This is a genomic window from Protofrankia sp. CiP1_Cm_nod4 (assembly GCF_982290645.1).
Window position 1 is genome coordinate 1 of the sequence record NZ_CEVIVC010000092.1, and the last position, 18,903, is coordinate 18,903.

Sequence of the window (18,903 nt, forward strand, 5' to 3'; positions counted from 1 at the left end):
ACACCCATCACCGCCCGTACCGCCGCCCGGCGACACGCACTCCGAACAAAACCGCCCGGGACCCGGCTCCTACCTCCACCCGGGCGACCACCCATCCCGCCCTGCCCGCCGTCGCACAACCGAATCATGAAAGCGAGGGAACAAGTGGTTGCTGGAGCAGCCACTTCCGTACTCGTTCTTTTGGTTACGGAGCTGCCCGGCCGGTGTGCTGGCTGTCCCGGCATGGTCTGGAGGCGCCGGGTGCCAGCTTGTGGGTGTGGGCGCCCGCGCCCACACCGCCGCGATCCCCTGTAATCCCCCGGTGCCCGGCGGGGCCAGCCGGCGGACACCACGATCCGTCCCAGCCCCCGGAGATTCCGTACCTCGACCCGCCGGTTCCCGCGTCTGGACGAGGAACCGGTGGACGCGGGCACCGGCCCTCAGCCCCATGCCTCGCGACGGCTCTGAGCTCGCCGTCCTGCGTCCGCCGATCCTCTTCCTAGCCCCCCCGTGTGGCTGCCCCGCGCGTGGAAGGGCCGGATGCCGGCCCGCGGGAAGGGGCGTTCAGCACACCTTCACCGGCTGGCGGGGTGTCAGCTCGCGGGGAGGACGACCACGCGGCGCTGGGGCTCCTCGCCCTCGGACTCGCTGACGACGCCGTCGATCGTCGCGATCAGGTCGTGGACGACCTTGCGCTCGAACGGCGTCATCGGCTTGAGCTTCTCCGGCTGGGCCCCCGCCTTCACCCGCTCGGCGACCGCCGTGGCCAGGTCGCGCAGCTCCGCCCGCCGCTGCGCGCGGTGCCCGCCCACGTCGAGCATGAGCCGGCTGCGCACACCGGTCTTCTGGAGCACCGCCAGCCGGGTGAGCTCCTGGAGCGCTTCGAGCGTCTCCCCCCGGCTGCCTACCAGCAGGTCGAGCCCGTCCCCGACGACGGCGACCACGGCTCGCTCCCCCTCGACGTCCAGGTCGAGGTCGCCGTCCAGGTCGACGATGTCGAGCAGCGCCTCCAGGTAGTCGGCGGCGATCTCCCCCTCCTGCTCCAGGTCGGCGATCCGTTGCCGGCTGCTCGCCGTCGTCGGGGCGGGGCCGTCCTGTCCGTCGGGAGGCGCCGGGCGGGAGGTGGCCGGTGCGGACAGGTCGTCGGCCTGTCCGACTCCGCTGACCGTGGTGTCGGCGGCCAGGTCAGATGCGGAACCGGTCATCAGAGCAGCTCCTTACACGGGTGGACGTCTGCGGGTCACGGGCCGGGCGGGCCCGGCGCCGATTCCCGACGGGAATAGTCGCCGCGGGGATGGTCACCGCGGGGATGGTCACCGTCGGCCTCCGGGACGGCCGCCCTTGCCGCGTCGCTTGGCGGGCCGGGAACCACCGGTGTGCCGGCGGACGCCCGCAGCGGCATGGGGCTTCCCCGCCCGGGGCTGGGCGTCGTCGCCGGCCGGGGTATGCCTGTCCGGAGTGGACCCGTTCTGCGACGGCTGCGGTACCACATCGTCGGCGTCTGCCGCGTCGGACACCTTCGACGGGCGCGCGGGCTGCTTCGGCTGGGCCGGCTGCTTCGGCTGGGCCGGCTGTGCCGGCTGCGAGGACTGCGAGGACTGCGAGGTGTTGCCGCGAGGAGAGCGGGTTCCAGGCGGAGCCTTGCGTACGGCCTTGTCGGCGTTCAGCGTCTTGCCGGCTCCGGGCTCGGCCTGATCGGCACCGCCCGGCGTCCTGTCGGCCGGCGCGGCGGTCGAGCCCGCGGCCGCACCCGGCCGGTTCCTGGCCCTGGTGGGCCGGGCGCCCGGCGCGGGGCGGGCCACCGTCGGCTGCGACGCCGCGCCCTTCGTCCCGGTCGTGTTCTTCGCCCCGGCCGCCGGCCGGGTGGTCGGTACCTGCCCACCGGCGCCCTGCAGGGCCGGCGGCGGCATCTTTTTGATCACGAAGAACTGCTGGCCCATGCTCCACAGGTTGGTGGTCAGCCAGTACAGCAGGACGGCGATCGGGAACTGGAAGCCGAACACCGCGAGCATGATCGGGGAGCCGTAGAGCAGGACCTTCTGCACGATCGCCTGCTGCGGGTCGACCGACCCGGTCCGCGCCATGATCTGCCGCTGGGTAAGGAACGTCGTCGTACCCATCAGGACGATCAGCACGACCGCGAAAATCTTGACGTTCGTCCCGTCCGCCCGGACGAAGTCCAGGAACTTCGACGACGAGGTGAACGAGGCGGACAGCGAGACGCCGAGCAGCTTGGCCTCGGCGATCTGCTGCACCTGGTGCGCGGACAGCCCGACCCGGGGGGCCCAGTCCAGCACGCCACCGGGCCGGTCGACCGGTCGCAGGTGGCTGAAGACGTGGAACAGCGCGATGAACAGGGGGATCTGGAGCAGGATCGGCAGACAGCCGAGCAGCGGGTTGCCGTGTTCCTTCTGCAACTCCATGATCTTGGAATTCATCTGCTGCCGGTCATGGCCGTACTTGTCCCGGATCTCCTTGATCTTCGGCTGCATCAGCTGCATCGTCCGCTGGGCCTTCACCTGCTTGACGAACAGCGGGAAGATCATGATCCGGACGCAGATCACCAGCAGGACGACCGACAGCGCCCACGCGAAGAAGCTGTCCCGGCCGAAGATCGGCCCGAAGCCCCCGTGAAAGAAGACGATCGCGTTCGCCGCGAGATGGTAGAGGGGATCCAGCACTGGTTCGTCTCCTTAGACCCTCGTGCCACAGCGGGACGCGGCCGGTTCGGGCGAGTTCGGGTGCGGGTCCAGCCGCTGCCGCGCACCCACGGCCACGGTCACGGTCACGGTCTGGGCGGTCCGCTCACCAGCGGGGGCACCGCGTTCACCGGCTGGCCCGCCGAAGCGTCCGGGACGGCCTGGCGGGGCGCCGGCACGCGCCGGCACCGGGTCGTAGCCACCGGCCGACAGCGGCTGGCAGCGCAGCAGCCGGCAGACCGCCAGCAGACCGCCCCGGACCCCGCCGTAACGGCGCACCGCCTCCAGCCCGTACGCGCTGCAGGACGGCTCGAAGCGGCAGAGCCCCGCGCTGCGTGGGGACCAGACGGCCCGGTAGAAAGAGATCATCGCACGCAGCGCCCAGGCGAGCGGGCCGCGCACCGTGCCGTCCCGGCCGCGGGACATCCGGGGCGCGAGCCGCCCGGCCAGGCGGGTGGCGACGAGCAGGTCGATCACAATGACCAGGCCCACGGCCAGCGCAACGCCACCGCGGCTCATCGTGCCTGCCGGTCCGCGCCGCCAGCGGTGCCGGTGGGCCTCGTGACCGTCCCGGTCGCGGCTGTCCCGCCTGTCTCGGCTGTGGCGGAAGAGATCGGGGTGATCGGGGTGGCTGGGACGAGGCGGCCGCGCAGGCCCCGGTCGAGCGCCCGTCCCAGTTCGTCCGAGGACGCGGTGGCGCTCTCCGGTAAGGCCCGCACGATCATGAGCGTCCCGGCGGGCATCCGGTCGAGGCGGGCACGGACCTGTTCCCGCAGGCGTCTGCGGACGCGGTTGCGCACGACCGCGTTCCCCACCTTGCGCCCCACGACGAAACCGACCCGTGGCGGAGGTGCGGCGACCGGTTCCGGACCGCCGTCCACAGCGTGGTTGTCCACGATGAGGCCGTGGATGACCAGTGGGCCACTGCGGCTGCGACGGCCGGCGCCACTGACCGAGGCATGCTCGGCCCTGGTCCGGACACGGTTCCGAACGGGCAGCATGACGCGAGAAGGACCGGGGCGCGGGTGGATCTCAGGCGGACAGCTCGCTGCGGCCCTTGCGGCGACGGGCCGAGAGCACGGCGCGACCGGCACGGGTCCGCATCCGGAGCCGGAAACCATGCGTCTTGGCACGCCGGCGGTTGTTCGGCTGGAAGGTGCGCTTGCTCACAGAGGACTCCGGACGCCAGACGGGCAAAGGACAACGATAGCCACGGAAACGGTACAGAACACGGTGGGGACACCCACCCGAGAGCGCACTGTCGCCGCAACCCGACGCCTGAGACTATCAAGCCCGGCCGTGCCGGGGCGGGCCGGCAGTAGGCCGGCGGGTGTCGGCCGGCCGCGTGGGCACGTCAGGTGGGGGCGGCGCGGAACCGGCTTCGCCGGTGCGGTGTCATGGTCGTACACAGCTTGTGGACGACCATGTGGAGAACTGCCCTGGCCAGGGCGGCCACGGGCGTCCGGCTCAAGCCCACCCGCCCGACGTCTTCGGAGGAGCCCGCCTCGTGACAGACCTTAGCGCCGACCCCTCCGCCGGCATGTCAGGCAGGGTGCCTGTCGAGGAACCGGACCTGTCCGCCGTGTGGAAACAGGCCGTCGCCGGGGTCGCGGACGGCACCCTGTCCGCCCAGCAGCGGGCGTGGCTGCGCCTGACCCGTCCGCTCGGCCTCGTCCAGGACACCGCGCTGCTCGCAGCCCCGAACGAATTCACCAAGGACCTGCTCGACTCCCGCCTCCGACCGTTTCTGTCCACAGCTTTGTCCACAGCCTATGGACGAGAGATCCGGGTGGCGGTCACCGTCGAGCACCTGCCCGACCCGGAGCCGATGACCGGGCCGATCCAGCTGCCGCTGCCGGTCTCCCCCGTGCCTGCCACATCCGCCGTGTCCGCCGTGTCCGGGGCATCCGGGGCGTCCGCGGCGGACACAGCCAGGATCACCCCGGGCCTCGGGCGCGACCCGGCGCCCCGATCCTACGAGCCGACCCGGCTGAACCCACGGTACGTGTTCGAGACGTTCGTCATCGGTGATAGTAACCGATTCCCGCACGCGGCTGCGGTGGCCGTCGCCGAGGCGCCGGCGAAGGCGTACAACCCGCTGTTCATCTACGGCGACTCCGGGCTCGGCAAGACCCACCTGCTGCACGCGATCGGTCATTACACGCTGAAGCTGTATCCCGACTCGCGGGTGAAGTACGTCAGCTCGGAGGAGTTCACCAACGACTTCATCAACTCGATCCGGGACGACCGGCAGCAGGCGTTCCAACGCCGCTACCGGGACACCGACGTGCTCCTGGTCGACGACATCCAGTTCCTGGAGAACAAGGAGCGCACCCAGGAGGAGTTCTTCCACACCTTCAACGTGCTGCACGACACCGAGAAGCAGATCGTCATCTCCTCCGACCGCTCCCCCAAGCAGCTCTCGGCGCTGGAGGACCGGCTGCGCAGCCGGTTCGAATGGGGCCTGATCACCGACGTCACCCCGCCCGACCTGGAGACCAGGATCGCGATCCTGTCGAAGAAGGCCGCCACCGAGCGGCTGCCGGTCCCCGGCGACGTGCTGGAGTACATCGCCACCCACATCGAGCGCAACATCCGGGAGCTCGAGGGCGCGCTGATCCGGGTGGCGGCGTTCGCGAGCCTGAACAAGTCGCATGTCGACCGGACGCTGGCCGAGATCGTCCTGCGGGACCTGATCCCGGACGCGGCCGACCCGGAGATCACCGCTGCCGCGATCATGAACGCGACCGCGACCTACTTCGGCGTGACCATGGAGGACCTGTGCGGCACGTCGCGCAGCCGGGTGCTGGTCACCGCCCGGCAGATCGCCATGTACCTGTGCCGGGAGCTGACCGACCTGTCACTGCCGAAGATCGGCCAGCACTTCGGCGGCCGGGACCACACCACGGTGATGCACGCCGACCGCAAGATCCGGGGACTGATGGCCGAACGCCGGGCGATCTACAACCAGGTCACCGAACTGACCAACCGCATCCGGGCGCAGACCCGGCAGGCCTGACCCGCCCGGCGGACACAGCTCGCCCGACAGGCCCGACGGGTACGCCTGGCCCGACAGGCATGACCCAGGCGGGACAGGGGGAGGGACTACCCCCAGTAGCCGGATCCACGCCGTTGTCCCTGTGGAGTCTTGTGCACAGCTTGTGGAAAACCCTGTGGAATCTGGGGACGAAAGCTCCGCGGCGGCCTGTGCGTAACCGGGGACAGGCTGTGCGGAAGCTGTGCACAGCCGGGGGACAGACTGCGAACAACCGGGGACGAGCGGGGGACAACCAGGCCGGCGGTGGATATCCACCGGAGTTGGGCACAGCGGCATCCACACGATCTGCACCCCCTCTCAAGCCCCTGAGCTGCGAAAACGCAAGTTATCCCCAGTATCCACCGGCCCTACTAACACGACGGACTAGATCTTTCTCTAATGAACAAACCTCAGACGAAGTTGGGCCTGGGGACAACCTCGCATGATCGTCCGCGCGTCGCCTCCGGACCGCCGTCCGGGGACTCGTCAGAGCTCGTCACTCACAGCGGGCCACCGTGGCGATCCCACCCCCGTGCCGGGCCGTGTGCCGGCCCCCGCTGTGAGCCGCCGGCCGAAGCCTGCGATGCTGGAACGCCGTACCGGATGCGGCATGGTGGCCTGACAGCGGTCCAACAGTGGGCCGACAACGGTTCAACAGTGGCTCGACATGGCTCGACGAGGACAGGCAGCGGCACGACAGCGGTCGGACCTGCGAACGTGTTCGTCGGGCCACCGGCAGCATCCGGCGGGGACCTGCACCTGTCAGCGCGCAGCCGGCATGACAGGTCGGCGTGGTCACGAGAACGAACGGTTCAGAAGGGCGAATCATGAAGTTCCGGGTTGAACGGGACGACTTCACCGATGCCGTGGCGTGGACGGCACGCACGCTGCCGACCCGGGCGACCTCCCAGCTTCAGGTCCTCGCCGGCCTCATGCTGGACGCCACCGGGCCGTCGCTGACGGTCGCGGCCTTCGACTACGAGGTCGCCGCCCAGTCCGGCGTGAACGCGACGATCGAGCAGGAGGGCCGGGCCCTGGTCTCCGGCAAGCTGCTCGCCGAGATCACCAGGGCGCTGCCGTCCGCGCCGGTCGATCTGTACACCGACGGCGCGCGGGTGGTCCTCACCTGCGGCAACGCGCGTTTCACCCTGCCGACCATGTCGGTGGACGACTACCCGGCGCTGCCACCGATGCCGGCGGTCACCGGCCACATCGAGGGCGCGGCGTTCGCCGGGGCCGTCTCCCAGGTCGCCGTCGCCGCGGGCAAGGACGACACCCTGCCCGTCCTCACCGGCGTGCGGATCGAGATCGACGGCGATGCCCTCACCCTGGCCGCTACCGACCGTTACCGGCTGGCGGTCCGGAAGCTGAAGTGGCGCCCGGCGTCCGAGACGGCCGACGGCGTGGCCATGGTGCCGGCGCGCACGCTGAGCGAGACGGCGAAGTCCCTGTCCGGGGGTGGGGTGGAGGTCGCGATCTCCCTTGGCTCGGGTCCCTCCGGGGAGGCGCTGGCCGGGTTCGCCGGTGCCGGCCGCCAGACCACCACCCGTCTGGTGGACGGCTCGTTCCCGCCCTACCAGCGGCTGCTGCCCGACAGCTCGCCGCTGACCGCCCAGCTCGAGATCGCCCCGTTCGCCGAGGCCGTCAAGCGTGTCGCGCTGGTCGCCGCCCGTACCGCCCCGGTCCAGCTGAGCTTCGCCGACGACCAACTGGTCCTGGAGGCCGGGGCCGGCGGTGAGGCCCAGGCCCAGGAGACGCTGCCGGTCGGCTACGGCGGGCCGCCGTTGTCGATCGCCTTCAACCCGGCGTACCTGCTCGACGGCCTGGGTGCGCTGGAGTCCGACGTCGTCCATATCGGGTTCGCCAGCGCCGACGACGCGGACGAGGCGTCCAAGAAGCCCGCCATCCTCACCGGCAAGGCGCCCGACGACGGCGAGGTCCCGGACTACCGGTACCTGCTCATGCCGATCCGGCTGTCCGGGTGACGTGCGTCTCACCCATCTGTCGCTGGTGGACTTCCGGTCCTATCCGGCACTGGATCTGCTGCTCGAACCCGGGGTGAACACGTTCGTCGGCTCCAACGGGCAGGGCAAGACCAACCTGCTGGAGGCCGTCGGCTACCTGGCGACGCTCGGCAGCCACCGGGTGGCCTCGGATGCCCCGCTGGTCCGCGAGGGCGCCGCGAGCGCCGCGGTGCGGGCCCGGATCGCGCGGGACGACCGCGCCGCCCTGGTCGAGATCGAGATCATTCCGGGCCGGGCGAACCGGGCCCGGCTCAACCGGGCACCCCTCGCCCGCTCCCACGACGTCCTCGGCCTGCTGGTCATGGTGTTCTTCGCGCCTGAGGACCTAGCCCTGGTCAAGGGGGATCCGGCCGGGCGCCGGCGGTTCCTCGACGATCTGCTGGTGGCCCGCGCCCCCCGGCTCGCCGGTGTGCTCGCCGACTACGACAAGGTCCTGCGCCAGCGGTCGACGCTGTTGCGGGCGGCCGGGGCGGCGCGGCGCTCCGGCCGCGCCGGTGACCTGCGCACCCTGGACGCGTGGGACTCCCACCTGGTCCGGCACGGCTGCGAGCTGCTGGCCGCGCGGCTGGCGCTGGTCGAACAGCTGCGCCCCCGGGTGGCGACCGCCTACCGCGCGGTCGCGGCCCAGCCTGCCACCCGGCCGCCGGCCGGGCCGCCCGGATCACCCGGGTCAGCTGGACCAGGCGTGCCGGCTGGAGCGGACGCACCGGGTGCGCCGGACACACCGCCCGGATCGGTTGCCACGGCTGCCACGGCTGCCACAGCTGATGCGGCCAGTGCGGCCGACGCGGCTGGTACGGCGGCACCGGCCGGCGAGCGGGAGCTGACCGCTGTGGAGTACCGCTCGAGCGTGGTCGCGCGCCTGGCCCAGCGGGCCGGCGGCCCGGTGCCCGGCCAGACAGACGGCCACACGGGCAGCCAGGCGGATGGCCAGCCGGTTCCCGACCGGGCGGTCCTGGCGGAGGCGATGCTCGCCGAGCTCGCCACCGTCCGGCAGCAGGAGATCGAACGCGGGGTGACCCTGGTCGGCCCGCACCGCGACGAGCTGCTGCTGTCGATCAATGGGCGGCCGGCGCGCGGCTATGCCAGCCACGGCGAGTCGTGGTCGCTGGCCCTCGCGCTCAAGCTCGCGTCCTTCGAGCTGCTCCAGGACGATCAGCGCGAACCGGTCCTGCTGCTGGACGACGTGTTCGCCGAGCTCGACGCGAACCGTCGGGACCGGCTGGCGGAGCTGATCCGTTCGGCCGAGCAGGTGCTGGTGACCGCCGCGGTCGAGGCGGACGTGCCCGCCGTCCTGGCCGGGACACGGTTCACGGTGGCGGATGGGAAGGTCAGCCGTGTCGCATGACCCGCATACCCCGGATACCCCGGACGGCGAGAGTGATGTCACTCGAAGTAGCGAGCGTGAGGGCGGGGGCGAGAACGGGGACGGGCTCGGCGAGCGGCCCGCGCGCGGGGCCGATCTCGCCCGTCTCGTCCTGGCTCGGGCGAAGGAGGACGCGCGGGCACGGGCGCTGGCGGCCGGCCGTGCCGGCGGGCGCGCGGGCACCGGCGGCGCGGCGGCCCGCGGCGACAGCCGGTCCGACCCGGCGCGGCAGCCGCCGCGCCGGCCACGGCTGCCCGGGATGGCCGCGCCCGGCCGAGAATGGCTCGAACCGGTCACGCTGGGTGCCGCGCTGCAACGACTGCTTGCCGAACGCGGCTGGCGGGACCAGGCGACGGACGCGTCGGTGCTGGCCCGCTGGGAGAGCCTGGTCGGCCCGGACATCTCCGCACGCTGCTATCCGGTCTCCCTGCGTGACGGCGAGCTGGAGCTTGCCGCCGAGTCGACGGCCTGGGCGACCCAGCTACGCCTGCTGTCCCGGCAGCTCCTGACCACCCTGCGTGCGCAGCTCGGGCCGGATGTCGTGCGCCGGATCGTCGTCCGGGGGCCGACCGCGCCGAGCTGGCGGCACGGCCCGTTGCAGGCACCCGGCGGGCGCGGCCCCCGTGACACCTACGGCTGAGCCGGCCGTCCCCGGCTCGGCGGGAGCGGGATCCGAGCAGGTCAGGCCAGTGATGGCGGCCCGGCCCCGCGGGCCGCGCGCCGCACCGGGCCGCGTCCGTGAGCCGTGGCCTGTGGACAGCGACAGCGGGCCGGGCGCCCGCGGCCGGCCGCGGGCGCCCGGCCCGTGGCGTTGGGCCACGACCGCCCGGGCGCCCGCCGCACCCCCGGCCCGTGATCGGGCGTCGCGGGCATCCCGGGCGTCCGGGGTGTTCCGGAGGCTGCCCGCGGCCCGCACGCAGGGTCTCCGGATCGCCCACAGGCGTCGTGCGGGTAACCCCTGCGTACGGGGGTTCGATGGAAAGCTGTTCGGGACGCTGCGCGGATGCCAGGGGCCACCCCGCGTCCTTCTGGCCGATACGCCAGGTAGACTCAGGAGACGCTTCTCGCGTTATGCGCAGTTGAGGACGAGGGGACATACCGCGTGGCCTACGACGCAAGTTCGATCAAGGTTCTTGAGGGTCTCGACGCGGTTCGCAAGCGTCCGGGTATGTACATCGGCTCCACCGGCGAGCGTGGTCTCCATCATCTCGTCTACGAGGTTGTGGACAACGCTGTGGACGAAGCGCTGGCCGGCTACTGCGACACGATCGGTGTGACCCTGCTCGCCGACGGCGGTGTCCGGGTCTCCGACAACGGCCGTGGCATCCCGGTAGGCGAGCATCCGACGGAGAAGCGCCCGGCGGTCGAGGTCGTCCTGACCACGCTGCACGCCGGGGGGAAGTTCGACGGCAAGTCGTACGCGGTCTCCGGCGGTCTGCACGGCGTCGGCGTGAGCGTGGTGAACGCCCTGTCCACCCGGCTCGAGGTGGAGATCCGCCGGGAGGGCTTCACCTGGTTCCAGCCGTACGAGAACACCCGTCCGGCCGCGCCGCTGGCCAAGGGCTCCCCCACCAGGAAGACCGGTACGACCGTCACCTTCTGGGCCGACGACACGATCTTCGAGACGACCGACTACAAGTACGAGATCCTCTCCCGCCGGCTGCAGGAGATGGCGTTCCTGAACAAGGGGCTGACGATCAACCTGCGGGACGAGCGTCCCGAGGAGCCCCTCGCGGTCACCTACCGCTACGCCGGCGGGCTCGTCGACTTCGTCGAGCACCTCAACGCCAGCAAGGACCCGATCCACAAGACCGTCATCTCGCTGGACTCCAAGGGCACCGGCATCGAGGCCGAGCTCGCGATGCAGTGGAACGCCGGCTACAACGAGTCGGTCTACACGTTCGCCAACACCATCAACACCCACGAGGGCGGCACCCACGAGGAGGGCTTCCGCGCGGCGCTGACCAGCGCGGTCAACGCCTACGCCAAGGACCAGAACCTGCTCAAGCCCCCGAAGGCCAACGGCAAGAACCCTGACGAGCGCCTCGCCGGCGACGACATCCGCGAGGGCCTGACCGCGATCATCTCGGTGAAGCTGGCGCAGCCGCAGTTCGAGGGCCAGACCAAGACGAAGCTCGGCAACAGCGAGGCCAAGCGGTTCGTCCAGGAGATGTGCTATTCGGCGCTCAAGGACTGGCTCGAGGCCAACCGGGTCGAGGCCCGGGCGATCGTCAGCAAGGCGCTGGACGCCCAGCGGGCGCGGATCGCCGCCCGTGCCGCCCGCGACCTGACCAGGCGCAAGGGCCTGCTCGGCGGCACCGGCCTGCCCGGCAAGCTCGCCGACTGCCAGTACACCGACCCGGAGCGCTGCGAGCTCTACATCGTCGAGGGTGATTCGGCCGGCGGCTCGGCCAAGGGCGGCCGGGACTCGAAGTTCCAGGCGATCCTCCCGCTGCGCGGGAAGATCCTCAACGTGGAGAAGGCCCGCATCGACCGGGTGCTGAAGAACACCGAGGTCCAGGCGCTGATCCAGGCGCTCGGCTGCGGCATCCACGACGACTTCGACGCCAGCAAGCTCCGCTATCACAAGATCGTCCTGATGGCGGACGCGGACGTCGACGGCCAGCACATCCGCACGCTGCTGCTGACACTGCTGTTCCGGTTCATGCGCCCGCTGGTCGAGGCCGGCTACGTCTTCCTCGCCCAGCCGCCCCTTTACAAGATCAAATGGGGCCGGGAGGACTGGCAGTACGCCTACTCCGACCGGGAGCGCGACGGCCTGATCGAGCACGGCATCGAGGCCGGCCGCAAACTGCCCAAGGACGCCATCCAGCGCTTCAAGGGCCTCGGCGAGATGAACGCCACCGAGCTGTGGGACACCACCATGGACCCGGACCGCCGCATCCTGCTGCAGGTGACCCTGGACGACGCCGCCGTGGCGGACGAGCTGTTCTCCGTCCTGATGGGCGAGGACGTCGACGCCCGGCGCTCCTTCATCCAGCGCAACGCCAAGGACGTCCGTTTTCTTGACATCTGACCGGCCGCGGGGCGCGCGGCCGCGGGCGCCGCGGCGAGCTGGCCGGCGGCGGTCCGTCGGCTCGGCACCCCGGATGTCCGGTTACAGACAGTTTGTACCATGTACGGCTGACCACCCGCACCATCCCTGTATGGAAGGACCCGCGTGACCGACGTACTACCTCCGCCGCCCGGCGACCGGGTCGAGCCCATCGGCATCGAAGTCGAGATGCAGCGGTCGTACCTCGACTACGCGATGTCGGTCATCGTCGGCCGGGCGCTGCCCGAGGTCCGGGACGGCCTCAAGCCGGTGCACCGCCGCGTCCTGTACGCGATGTACGACGGTGGTTACCGCCCGGACCGGGGCTACTTCAAGTGTTCGCGCGTCGTCGGTGACGTCATGGGTAACTACCACCCGCACGGCGACTCGGCGATCTACGACACCCTGGTGCGGCTCGCCCAGCCCTGGTCGCTGCGCTACCCGCTGGTCGACGGTAACGGCAACTTCGGCTCCCCGGGCAACGACCCGCCGGCCGCCATGCGCTACACCGAGTCACGGCTGGCGCCGCTGGCCATGGAGATGCTGCGCGACATCGACCAGGACACGGTCGACTTCGCCCCGAACTACGACGGCCGCTCGCAGGAACCGACGATCCTGCCCAGCCGTTTCCCGAACCTGCTGGTCAACGGCGCCGGCGGCATCGCCGTCGGGATGGCCACCAACATCCCCCCGCACAACCTGCGGGAGGTCGCCGACGGCGTGAAGTGGTTCCTCGCGCACCCGGACGCCAGCGACCCCGAGCTGCTCGAGGCCCTGCTCGATCTGATCAAGGGGCCGGACTTCCCCACCGCCGGCCTCATCGTCGGCCGCCAGGGCATCGAGGACGCCTACCGCACCGGCCGCGGCAGCATCCGGATGCGGGCGGTGGTGCAGGTCGAGGAGAACAAGGGCCGCACCCAGCTCGTCGTCACCGAACTGCCGTACCAGGTCAACCCGGACAACCTCGCGGAGAAGATCGCCGAGCTGGTCCGGGACAACCGCATCAGCGGGATCTCCGACATCCGGGACGAGACCTCCGCGCGTACCGGCCAGCGCCTGATCATCGATCTCAAGCGGGACGCGGTCGCGAAGGTCGTCCTGAACAACCTGTACAAGCACACCCAGCTGCAGGACACCTTCGGCGTGAACATGCTGGCGATCGTCGACGGGGTGCCGCGCACCCTGCGGCTGGACCAGATGGTGCGGTACTACGTCGACCACCAGGTCGACGTGATCGTCCGGCGGACCCGCTACCAGCTGCGCAAGGCCCGCGAACGCCTGCACGTGCTCGAGGGCCTGCTGATCGCCCTCGACCACCTGGACGAGGTGATCAACCTTATCCGCAACGCCGAGTCGGCGGACGCCGCGCGCGGACAGCTGATGGACCGGTTCTCCCTGTCGGAGATCCAGGCGGTCGCCATCCTGGACATGCAGCTGCGCCGGCTCGCCGCACTCGAGCGTCAGAAGATCATCGACGAGGCGGCCGAGCTGCGGGCGAAGATCGCCGAGCTCGAGGCGATCCTGGCCTCACCGGCCCGCCAGCGGGAGATCATCGGCGAGGAGCTCACCGAGATCGTCGACCGGTTCGGCGACGAGCGGCGGACCAGGCTCGTCCCGTTCGAGGGCGACATGTCCGTCGAGGACCTCATCGCCCGCGAGGACGTCGTCGTCACCGTCACCCGCGGCGGCTACGCCAAGCGCACCAAGACCGACCTGTACCGCTCACAGCGCCGCGGCGGCAAGGGCGTCCAGGGCGCGGCCCTGCGCGAGGACGACATCGTCGAGCACTTCTTCGTCACCACCACCCATCACTGGCTGCTGTTCTTCACCAACAAGGGACGGGTGTACCGGGCCAAGGCGCACGAGCTGCCCGAGCAGGCCCGCACCGCCAAGGGCCAGCACGTGGCGAACATCCTCGCGTTCGGCCAGGACGAGCGCATCGCCGAGGTCATGGCGATCAAGGACTATGAGGCGGCCCCGTACCTGGTGCTTGCGACCAGGCGGGGGCTGTGCAAGAAGACCGCGCTGGCCGAGTTCGACTCCAACCGCTCCGGCGGCCTCGTCGCGATCAACCTGCGGGACGACGACGAGCTCATCGCCGCCCGGCTCGTCTCCGCCGGCGACGACCTGTTGCTGGTCAGCCGGCAGGCGCAGTCCATCCGCTTCCACGCCGACGACGAGCAGCTGCGCCCGATGGGGCGGGCCACCTCCGGCGTCATCGGGATGCGTTTCGACAGCGACGACGAGCTGCTCGCGATGGAGGTCGTCCCGCCGGAGTCGGAGGCGAACCTGCTCGTCGCCACCAGCGGCGGCTACGCCAAGCAGACGTCGCTGGGCGAGTACCCGGTGCAGGGGCGTGGCGGCAAGGGCGTCCTCACCGCGAAGATCGTCTCTACCCGTGGTGGCCTGGTCGGCGCACTCGTGGTCAGCCCGGACGACCAGCTCTACGCGATCACGTCCAACGGTGGTGTGCTGCGGACGATCGCGCGCGACGTCCGCCGGGCCCAGCGGCAGACCATGGGGGTCCGTCTCATCGATCTCGAAGCCGGCGTACAGGTCGTCGGAGTAGCACGTAATGCCGATGCGGAAGACAACGCCAACGGCGGGCCGACAGCCGCTCCCGGCGGGGGAAACCCGGCCTGAGGACGGATGACCGGCGGCCGGGCGGCAAGGCGGGAGATGGACCGTGAGCGACAGCGACGACGACCGGACCACCCGGTCACCGGCCTTCCGTGGATCTTCTCCGCCGCGGCCGGAGCAACAGCCCGAACGGGCCGGGGAACCCCGTAACGACCAGCGCGCCGCGTCGGGCCAGGCCCGCTCCGGCCCGGGCGCGACAAAACCCGCGACGTCCTCCACATCCTCCACGTTCCCGACGCCTCCGGCGCCGGGAACATCATCGGGCTCCGGGGCCGGGACAGGCCCCGCAGCGGCCCCGGAGCCGCAGGACGACGGGACACAGGCGCAGAAGCCGGCCTCGGTGCTGCGGGAACTGCGGATGCCGCGGGAGACCCGAGGCAGCCGGGACACCCGCGGCGCCAGAACCACGCAGCGTGCGGCCCCCGGCCCGTCGGCGTCCCCGTCCCCCCGGCCGGCCGCGCCGAGGACGGACACCGGCTCCCAGCCCGGCCGGGGGGACGGGAAGACGGCGGCCACCGGCCCGAACACCGCTACCAGACGCCAGGCTCCGGCTCGGCCCGGGAGCTCCACCGCCGCCTCGGCGCCTTCTTCGGGCCTGTCGGGCACCGCGGGCCCGCGGCCGGGCGTGTCGTCCGCGTCGGCATCGCCGACGTCGGCCGCCGCTGGTTCGACAGGCCTGGCCGGGCCTGCCACCAGCGCGTCGAGAGGGGCACGCGGGCCACGCCCGACCACGTCCGGCAGCGTGGACGGCGCCGCGTCCGGCGAACCGGCCGCACCGCGTCCAGCGGCAGGATCTCCCACCGTGACCGACAGCGTCGACACGGAGGCCATCGCCCTGGCGTCCGCTTCGACCTCCACCGGCGGGCGGCCCCGCTCCGACTCGGACACGATCTCGCTGCGCCGGCCGGCGAAGAAAACCGGCGGCTCAACCGGTACCGGCGTGTCGCCGGCCGCCCGTCCGGCAACTGACGGCCAGGTCACGCGCGCCGCGCCGGGCGGGGATGCTGGTGGTGTGGGACAGTCGAAACGTGGACCGGCGGCCGCGGCGGCGCGGGCCCCGGAGACGGAGGCCTTCAAACGGGTGGACGGTGGACATCCACGCAGTGACGATCGGGCAGCGCCCGCATCATCTGATCGTCGTGCCACAACGGGCCCACTGGCGCGTGGCGGGGGCACCGGCACTCGGGATCCCCTCGTGAAGCGGCCAGCCGACCCCTCCGGCGCGGGCGCGTCCGGCACCTCCCAGGTCCCCGTGCGGGAACGGGGCGGGGTGAAGGAGCCGGCGGCCACCGGGCCGATGACAGGCACCGCCACCGGGCCGTCCACCATGCGCCCACCCGGGCAGGGACGGCGGGCCCGGCTGCGCATCACCCGGGTCAACCCCATGTCGGTGGCCCAGCTGACGTTCGCGTTCTCCCTCTGCGTGTTCGTCGTACTGATGATCGCCGCTGCCGTGCTGTGGTTCGTGCTGAACTCGATCGGCGTCTTCGACAGTGTCGTGGAAGCGGCGGACACGCTCACCGACGGCAGCAACGGCGGCGTACGCGCCTGGTTGTCGTTCACCAGAGCCATGGAGATCGGCCTGCTCGTCGGCGCGATCAACGTGATCCTGATGACGGCACTGGCGACCCTGGGCGCGCTACTCTACAACCTGTGCACCGAGATGGTCGGCGGTATCGAAGTCACCCTGGGCGACTAGCCGCGACACGTCGACCCCTGACGGGCTTCCAGCCCGGGTGCCTGCCCGAACATCCCACGCATCCGGTACTGTGGAGCCCAGCAAGGACCTGTAGCTCAGTCGGTCAGAGCGCTTCCCTGATAAGGAAGAGGCCGGTGGTTCAAGTCCACCCAGGTCCACCCTTACGCCGCAGGCTTTTCTCCCTCACTTTCTTCTTCGACCAGCGGCGATTCTTCCTCCTCGTGCACGGATTCGTGCACCGGCCCGTCCAAAACCGGCTCTGCCGGACCGAAAATCGCCTCCGCGACGAGGCGCGCGGCGGCAGCGTCCATACCCGCGATCACATGGCTGTAGATCTTCAGCGTGAACGCGACGTCGGCATGCCCGAGCCGTTCCGACACGATCTTCGGGTGGACGTCGGACTTCAGCGCGGCCGTGGCGTAGCTGTGTCGGACGTCGTGTAGCCGGATCACCGGCAGCCCGGCGGCCCTGGCGTGCTTCTGGAACCGGTCGGTCACCGTGTCCGGGTGGATCTCGCTACCGTCCGGCCAGCAGAACAGCAGATCGGTGGTGTGCCCGACCTGCTTCCGCTCCTCCTCCCAGATCTCGATATGCGCGCGCAGCGCGGCCAGCGTCAGCGGATCGAGCGCTCGGGGACGCTGCCCGGACTCGGTCTTCGTCTCCGACTCCACGGCCCGGCCGTCGACGACCACCCGTGGCACGGCCGGGACGACCGTGGCCGCCTTCAGGTCGATGTCCTCGCGGCGCAGCCCGACCACCTCACCCCGGCGCATGCCCGTGGTCACCACCAGCAGATACAGCGCGTAGAGCCGATCACCCCGGATGTACTCGACGAACGCGCGCAGCTGCTCCGGTGTCCACACCGTGGGCCGGCGCCGGCCCACCCGCGGTGGTTGCGCGTCCTCCGCCACGTTGCGCGCCACGTAGTCCCACCTCACCGCATCCGCCAGCGCGCGGTGCAACATCCGGTGCACCGTCGCCACCGTCGACGGCGACAGGCCCGGCTTCTGCTCCGCCCGCCGATGCACCCGACCCTCATCGAGCAGGTGCGCGTACAACAGGTTCAGCCGCACCGGCGTGAGCTCCCGCAACGCGGTCTCCCCGATGATCGGCGTGACGTAGGCCCGGAGCAGGTTGCCGTACTTCACCCACGTCGTGGGGCGCATCCCCGCCTTCATCGCCGCGTGCCACTCGTCCAGGAACGCCCCGACGGTACGGCGGGACACCTTCACGTGCCGGCCCGACTCGTAGGCAGCGATCGAATCCCGCAACGCCTTCTCCGCCTCTTTGCGGGTCGCGAACCCGCCCCGGCCGGTCTGCCGCCGCTTGCCAGTCAGCGAATCCGGATCGACGTCGTGCCGGTAGGCCCACTTACCGTCCTTGCGGTAGGCGCTGCCCTTCATGCGGCCGCTCCGTCCGGGGTCAGGATCGCGCGCAGACCGGCGGTGACGATGAAGACCCGGCCCCCGAGCCGGCGGGAGGGCAGTTCCCCGGACGAGGTCAGCCGGTAGGCGCCGGCCCGGGAGAGACCCAGCAGCCCGGCCGCCCGCTCCACCGAGATCAGTGCGGGCAGGCCGTCGAGCGGGTCGGGGCCCGCCGGTGCCGTGGTGGCCGGGACGGCGGCCAGGCGCGGCCGGGCCTGTTCCGCCAGGTAGGCGTCCAGCCGGTCGGCGAGTGCCCGCAGCTCCGCGGGCAACGTGGCGATGTGGTCCGGCGTGGCCTCACCGGCGGCGGACTCCCGGGGCGGGATGCGAAAAGGCATTCTGGGTGTGCTCCTTGTCGGGGAGTGCGTCCCGGCGCGGTTGCTTGGCATGCGAGGCGTCGGGGCGCGACGGCGGAAATGTCGTCGGGCCGGCCGGCAGGTGGCGGTCATGCTGTCTGTCGGCCGGTTCGAGTGGCCTCGCGGCGTGAGCGGGCTTGGTCGGCGGCCATGTCGGCGAGCATCCGGTCGCCGGTGCGGGCGTAGCCGGACGCCTGGTACCGCCAGGCGGCGAGGGTGATGACTTGGTCGTCGTCTTCCGGCCGGCCCCAGGCGTCGAGCGGGGTGCGTTCCTCGCCGGTACGGGTATGGGTGCGGGCCCAGGTACGGCGGCGTTCCCGGCAGGCGGCGAAGGTCGTGGAATAGGTCCGGCTTTTGGTGATCCAATGGCCGTTGAAGCCGAATTGGTGGGCCCACCGGTCCATGCCGAGGTCGGCGAAGTCGGCGCGTAGCGCCAGCCGCCAGGACGCCCGGACGAGTTCGGCGTGATGGTCCGGGAGCAGCAGGAGCCGGGTGGTCAGGTCGTCGGGGGTGCGGATGCGGCTGTCGAGGGCGCCGGAGGTGGTGACGGATTTCGTGACGTACTTGGCGAGGTAGTTGCCGACGGTGGCGGGGGTGAGGTCGCCGCCGTCGACGGTGAGGGGG

Annotated in this window: 15 protein-coding genes and 1 tRNA gene; 8 read left to right on the forward strand and 8 right to left on the reverse strand. The window is 71.3% G+C overall.

The window, feature by feature from the left end; translation table 11 throughout:
• Positions 1–572: 572 nt before the first annotated feature.
• From AC5LSR_RS16675 to rpmH, 5 genes are all read right to left on the reverse strand, one after another.
• On the reverse strand, positions 573–1,184 hold the full coding sequence (locus AC5LSR_RS16675) for a Jag family protein (protein ID WP_250286090.1): 612 nt from the start codon (positions 1,182–1,184) through the stop codon (positions 573–575).
• A gap of 108 nt (positions 1,185–1,292) precedes the next feature.
• Positions 1,293–2,660 (reverse strand): membrane protein insertase YidC, encoded by a 1,368-nt coding sequence (gene yidC / locus AC5LSR_RS16680; protein WP_250286091.1) that lies wholly within the window; start codon positions 2,658–2,660, stop codon positions 1,293–1,295.
• Positions 2,661–2,672: 12 nt separating this feature from the next.
• A complete protein-coding gene (gene yidD / locus AC5LSR_RS16685; RefSeq protein WP_250286092.1) occupies positions 2,673–3,197 on the reverse strand; it encodes a membrane protein insertion efficiency factor YidD in 525 nt (174 codons plus the stop codon).
• Positions 3,194–3,679 (reverse strand): ribonuclease P protein component, encoded by a 486-nt coding sequence (gene rnpA / locus AC5LSR_RS16690; protein WP_250286093.1) that lies wholly within the window; start codon positions 3,677–3,679, stop codon positions 3,194–3,196. The genes yidD and rnpA overlap by 4 nt, the downstream gene beginning before the upstream one ends.
• A gap of 31 nt (positions 3,680–3,710) precedes the next feature.
• Positions 3,711–3,848, reverse strand: a complete 138-nt coding sequence (rpmH, locus tag AC5LSR_RS16695) for a 50S ribosomal protein L34 (RefSeq protein WP_013871596.1) — start codon at positions 3,846–3,848, stop codon at positions 3,711–3,713.
• A 337-nt stretch (positions 3,849–4,185) separates the two neighbouring features.
• Between rpmH and dnaA the strand changes: the two genes are divergently transcribed.
• The 8 genes from dnaA to AC5LSR_RS16735 all read left to right on the forward strand — a co-directional run bounded on the left by dnaA (position 4,186) and on the right by AC5LSR_RS16735 (position 16,657).
• Positions 4,186–5,697, forward strand: a complete 1,512-nt coding sequence (dnaA, locus tag AC5LSR_RS16700) for a chromosomal replication initiator protein DnaA (protein ID WP_250286094.1) — start codon at positions 4,186–4,188, stop codon at positions 5,695–5,697.
• Positions 5,698–6,542: 845 nt separating this feature from the next.
• On the forward strand, positions 6,543–7,700 hold the full coding sequence (dnaN, locus tag AC5LSR_RS16705) for a DNA polymerase III subunit beta (protein WP_250286095.1): 1,158 nt from the start codon (positions 6,543–6,545) through the stop codon (positions 7,698–7,700).
• A 1-nt stretch (position 7,701) separates the two neighbouring features.
• Entirely contained in the window at positions 7,702–9,087 is a 1,386-nt protein-coding gene (locus tag AC5LSR_RS16710; RefSeq protein ID WP_250286096.1) for a DNA replication/repair protein RecF, read from the forward strand.
• Positions 9,077–9,745: a DciA family protein gene (locus tag AC5LSR_RS16715; RefSeq protein WP_493465037.1), complete on the forward strand. Its 669-nt coding sequence runs from the start codon at positions 9,077–9,079 to the stop codon at positions 9,743–9,745. Before AC5LSR_RS16710 ends, AC5LSR_RS16715 begins: the two co-directional genes overlap by 11 nt.
• 462 nt (positions 9,746–10,207) lie before the next feature.
• Positions 10,208–12,142, forward strand: coding sequence for a DNA topoisomerase (ATP-hydrolyzing) subunit B (gyrB, locus tag AC5LSR_RS16720; RefSeq protein ID WP_250285928.1), 1,935 nt, complete (start codon positions 10,208–10,210; stop codon positions 12,140–12,142).
• Between the two features lie 144 nt (positions 12,143–12,286).
• A complete protein-coding gene (gene gyrA / locus AC5LSR_RS16725) occupies positions 12,287–14,803 on the forward strand; it encodes a DNA gyrase subunit A (protein ID WP_250285927.1) in 2,517 nt (838 codons plus the stop codon).
• Between the two features lie 1,192 nt (positions 14,804–15,995).
• Positions 15,996–16,499, forward strand: coding sequence for a DUF3566 domain-containing protein (locus AC5LSR_RS16730; protein WP_250285926.1), 504 nt, complete (start codon positions 15,996–15,998; stop codon positions 16,497–16,499).
• Positions 16,500–16,583: 84 nt separating this feature from the next.
• Positions 16,584–16,657 (forward strand) — tRNA-Ile (locus AC5LSR_RS16735).
• A 3-nt stretch (positions 16,658–16,660) separates the two neighbouring features.
• Here the strand turns inward: AC5LSR_RS16735 and AC5LSR_RS16740 are convergent.
• From AC5LSR_RS16740 to AC5LSR_RS16750, 3 genes are all read right to left on the reverse strand, one after another.
• Positions 16,661–17,902 (reverse strand): tyrosine-type recombinase/integrase, encoded by a 1,242-nt coding sequence (locus tag AC5LSR_RS16740; protein ID WP_250285925.1) that lies wholly within the window; start codon positions 17,900–17,902, stop codon positions 16,661–16,663.
• On the reverse strand, positions 17,899–18,261 hold the full coding sequence (locus tag AC5LSR_RS16745) for a helix-turn-helix domain-containing protein (protein WP_250285924.1): 363 nt from the start codon (positions 18,259–18,261) through the stop codon (positions 17,899–17,901). The genes AC5LSR_RS16740 and AC5LSR_RS16745 overlap by 4 nt, the downstream gene beginning before the upstream one ends.
• A 107-nt stretch (positions 18,262–18,368) precedes the next feature.
• Positions 18,369–18,903 (reverse strand): replication initiator (locus AC5LSR_RS16750; RefSeq protein ID WP_493468667.1); only part of this gene is annotated, 535 nt, incomplete at its 5' end.

Excerpts from the sequence above, each read along its gene's own strand:
- AC5LSR_RS16675 (WP_250286090.1), bottom strand. The coding sequence starts at position 1,184 with ATGACCGGTTCCGCATCTGACCTGGCCGCCGACACCACGGTCAGCGGA.
- yidD (WP_250286092.1), bottom strand. The coding sequence starts at position 3,197 with ATGAGCCGCGGTGGCGTTGCGCTGGCCGTGGGCCTGGTCATTGTGATC.
- rnpA (WP_250286093.1), bottom strand. The coding sequence starts at position 3,679 with ATGCTGCCCGTTCGGAACCGTGTCCGGACCAGGGCCGAGCATGCCTCG.
- dnaN (WP_250286095.1), top strand. The coding sequence starts at position 6,543 with ATGAAGTTCCGGGTTGAACGGGACGACTTCACCGATGCCGTGGCGTGG.
- AC5LSR_RS16740 (WP_250285925.1), bottom strand. The coding sequence starts at position 17,902 with ATGAAGGGCAGCGCCTACCGCAAGGACGGTAAGTGGGCCTACCGGCAC.
- AC5LSR_RS16745 (WP_250285924.1), bottom strand. The coding sequence starts at position 18,261 with ATGCCTTTTCGCATCCCGCCCCGGGAGTCCGCCGCCGGTGAGGCCACG.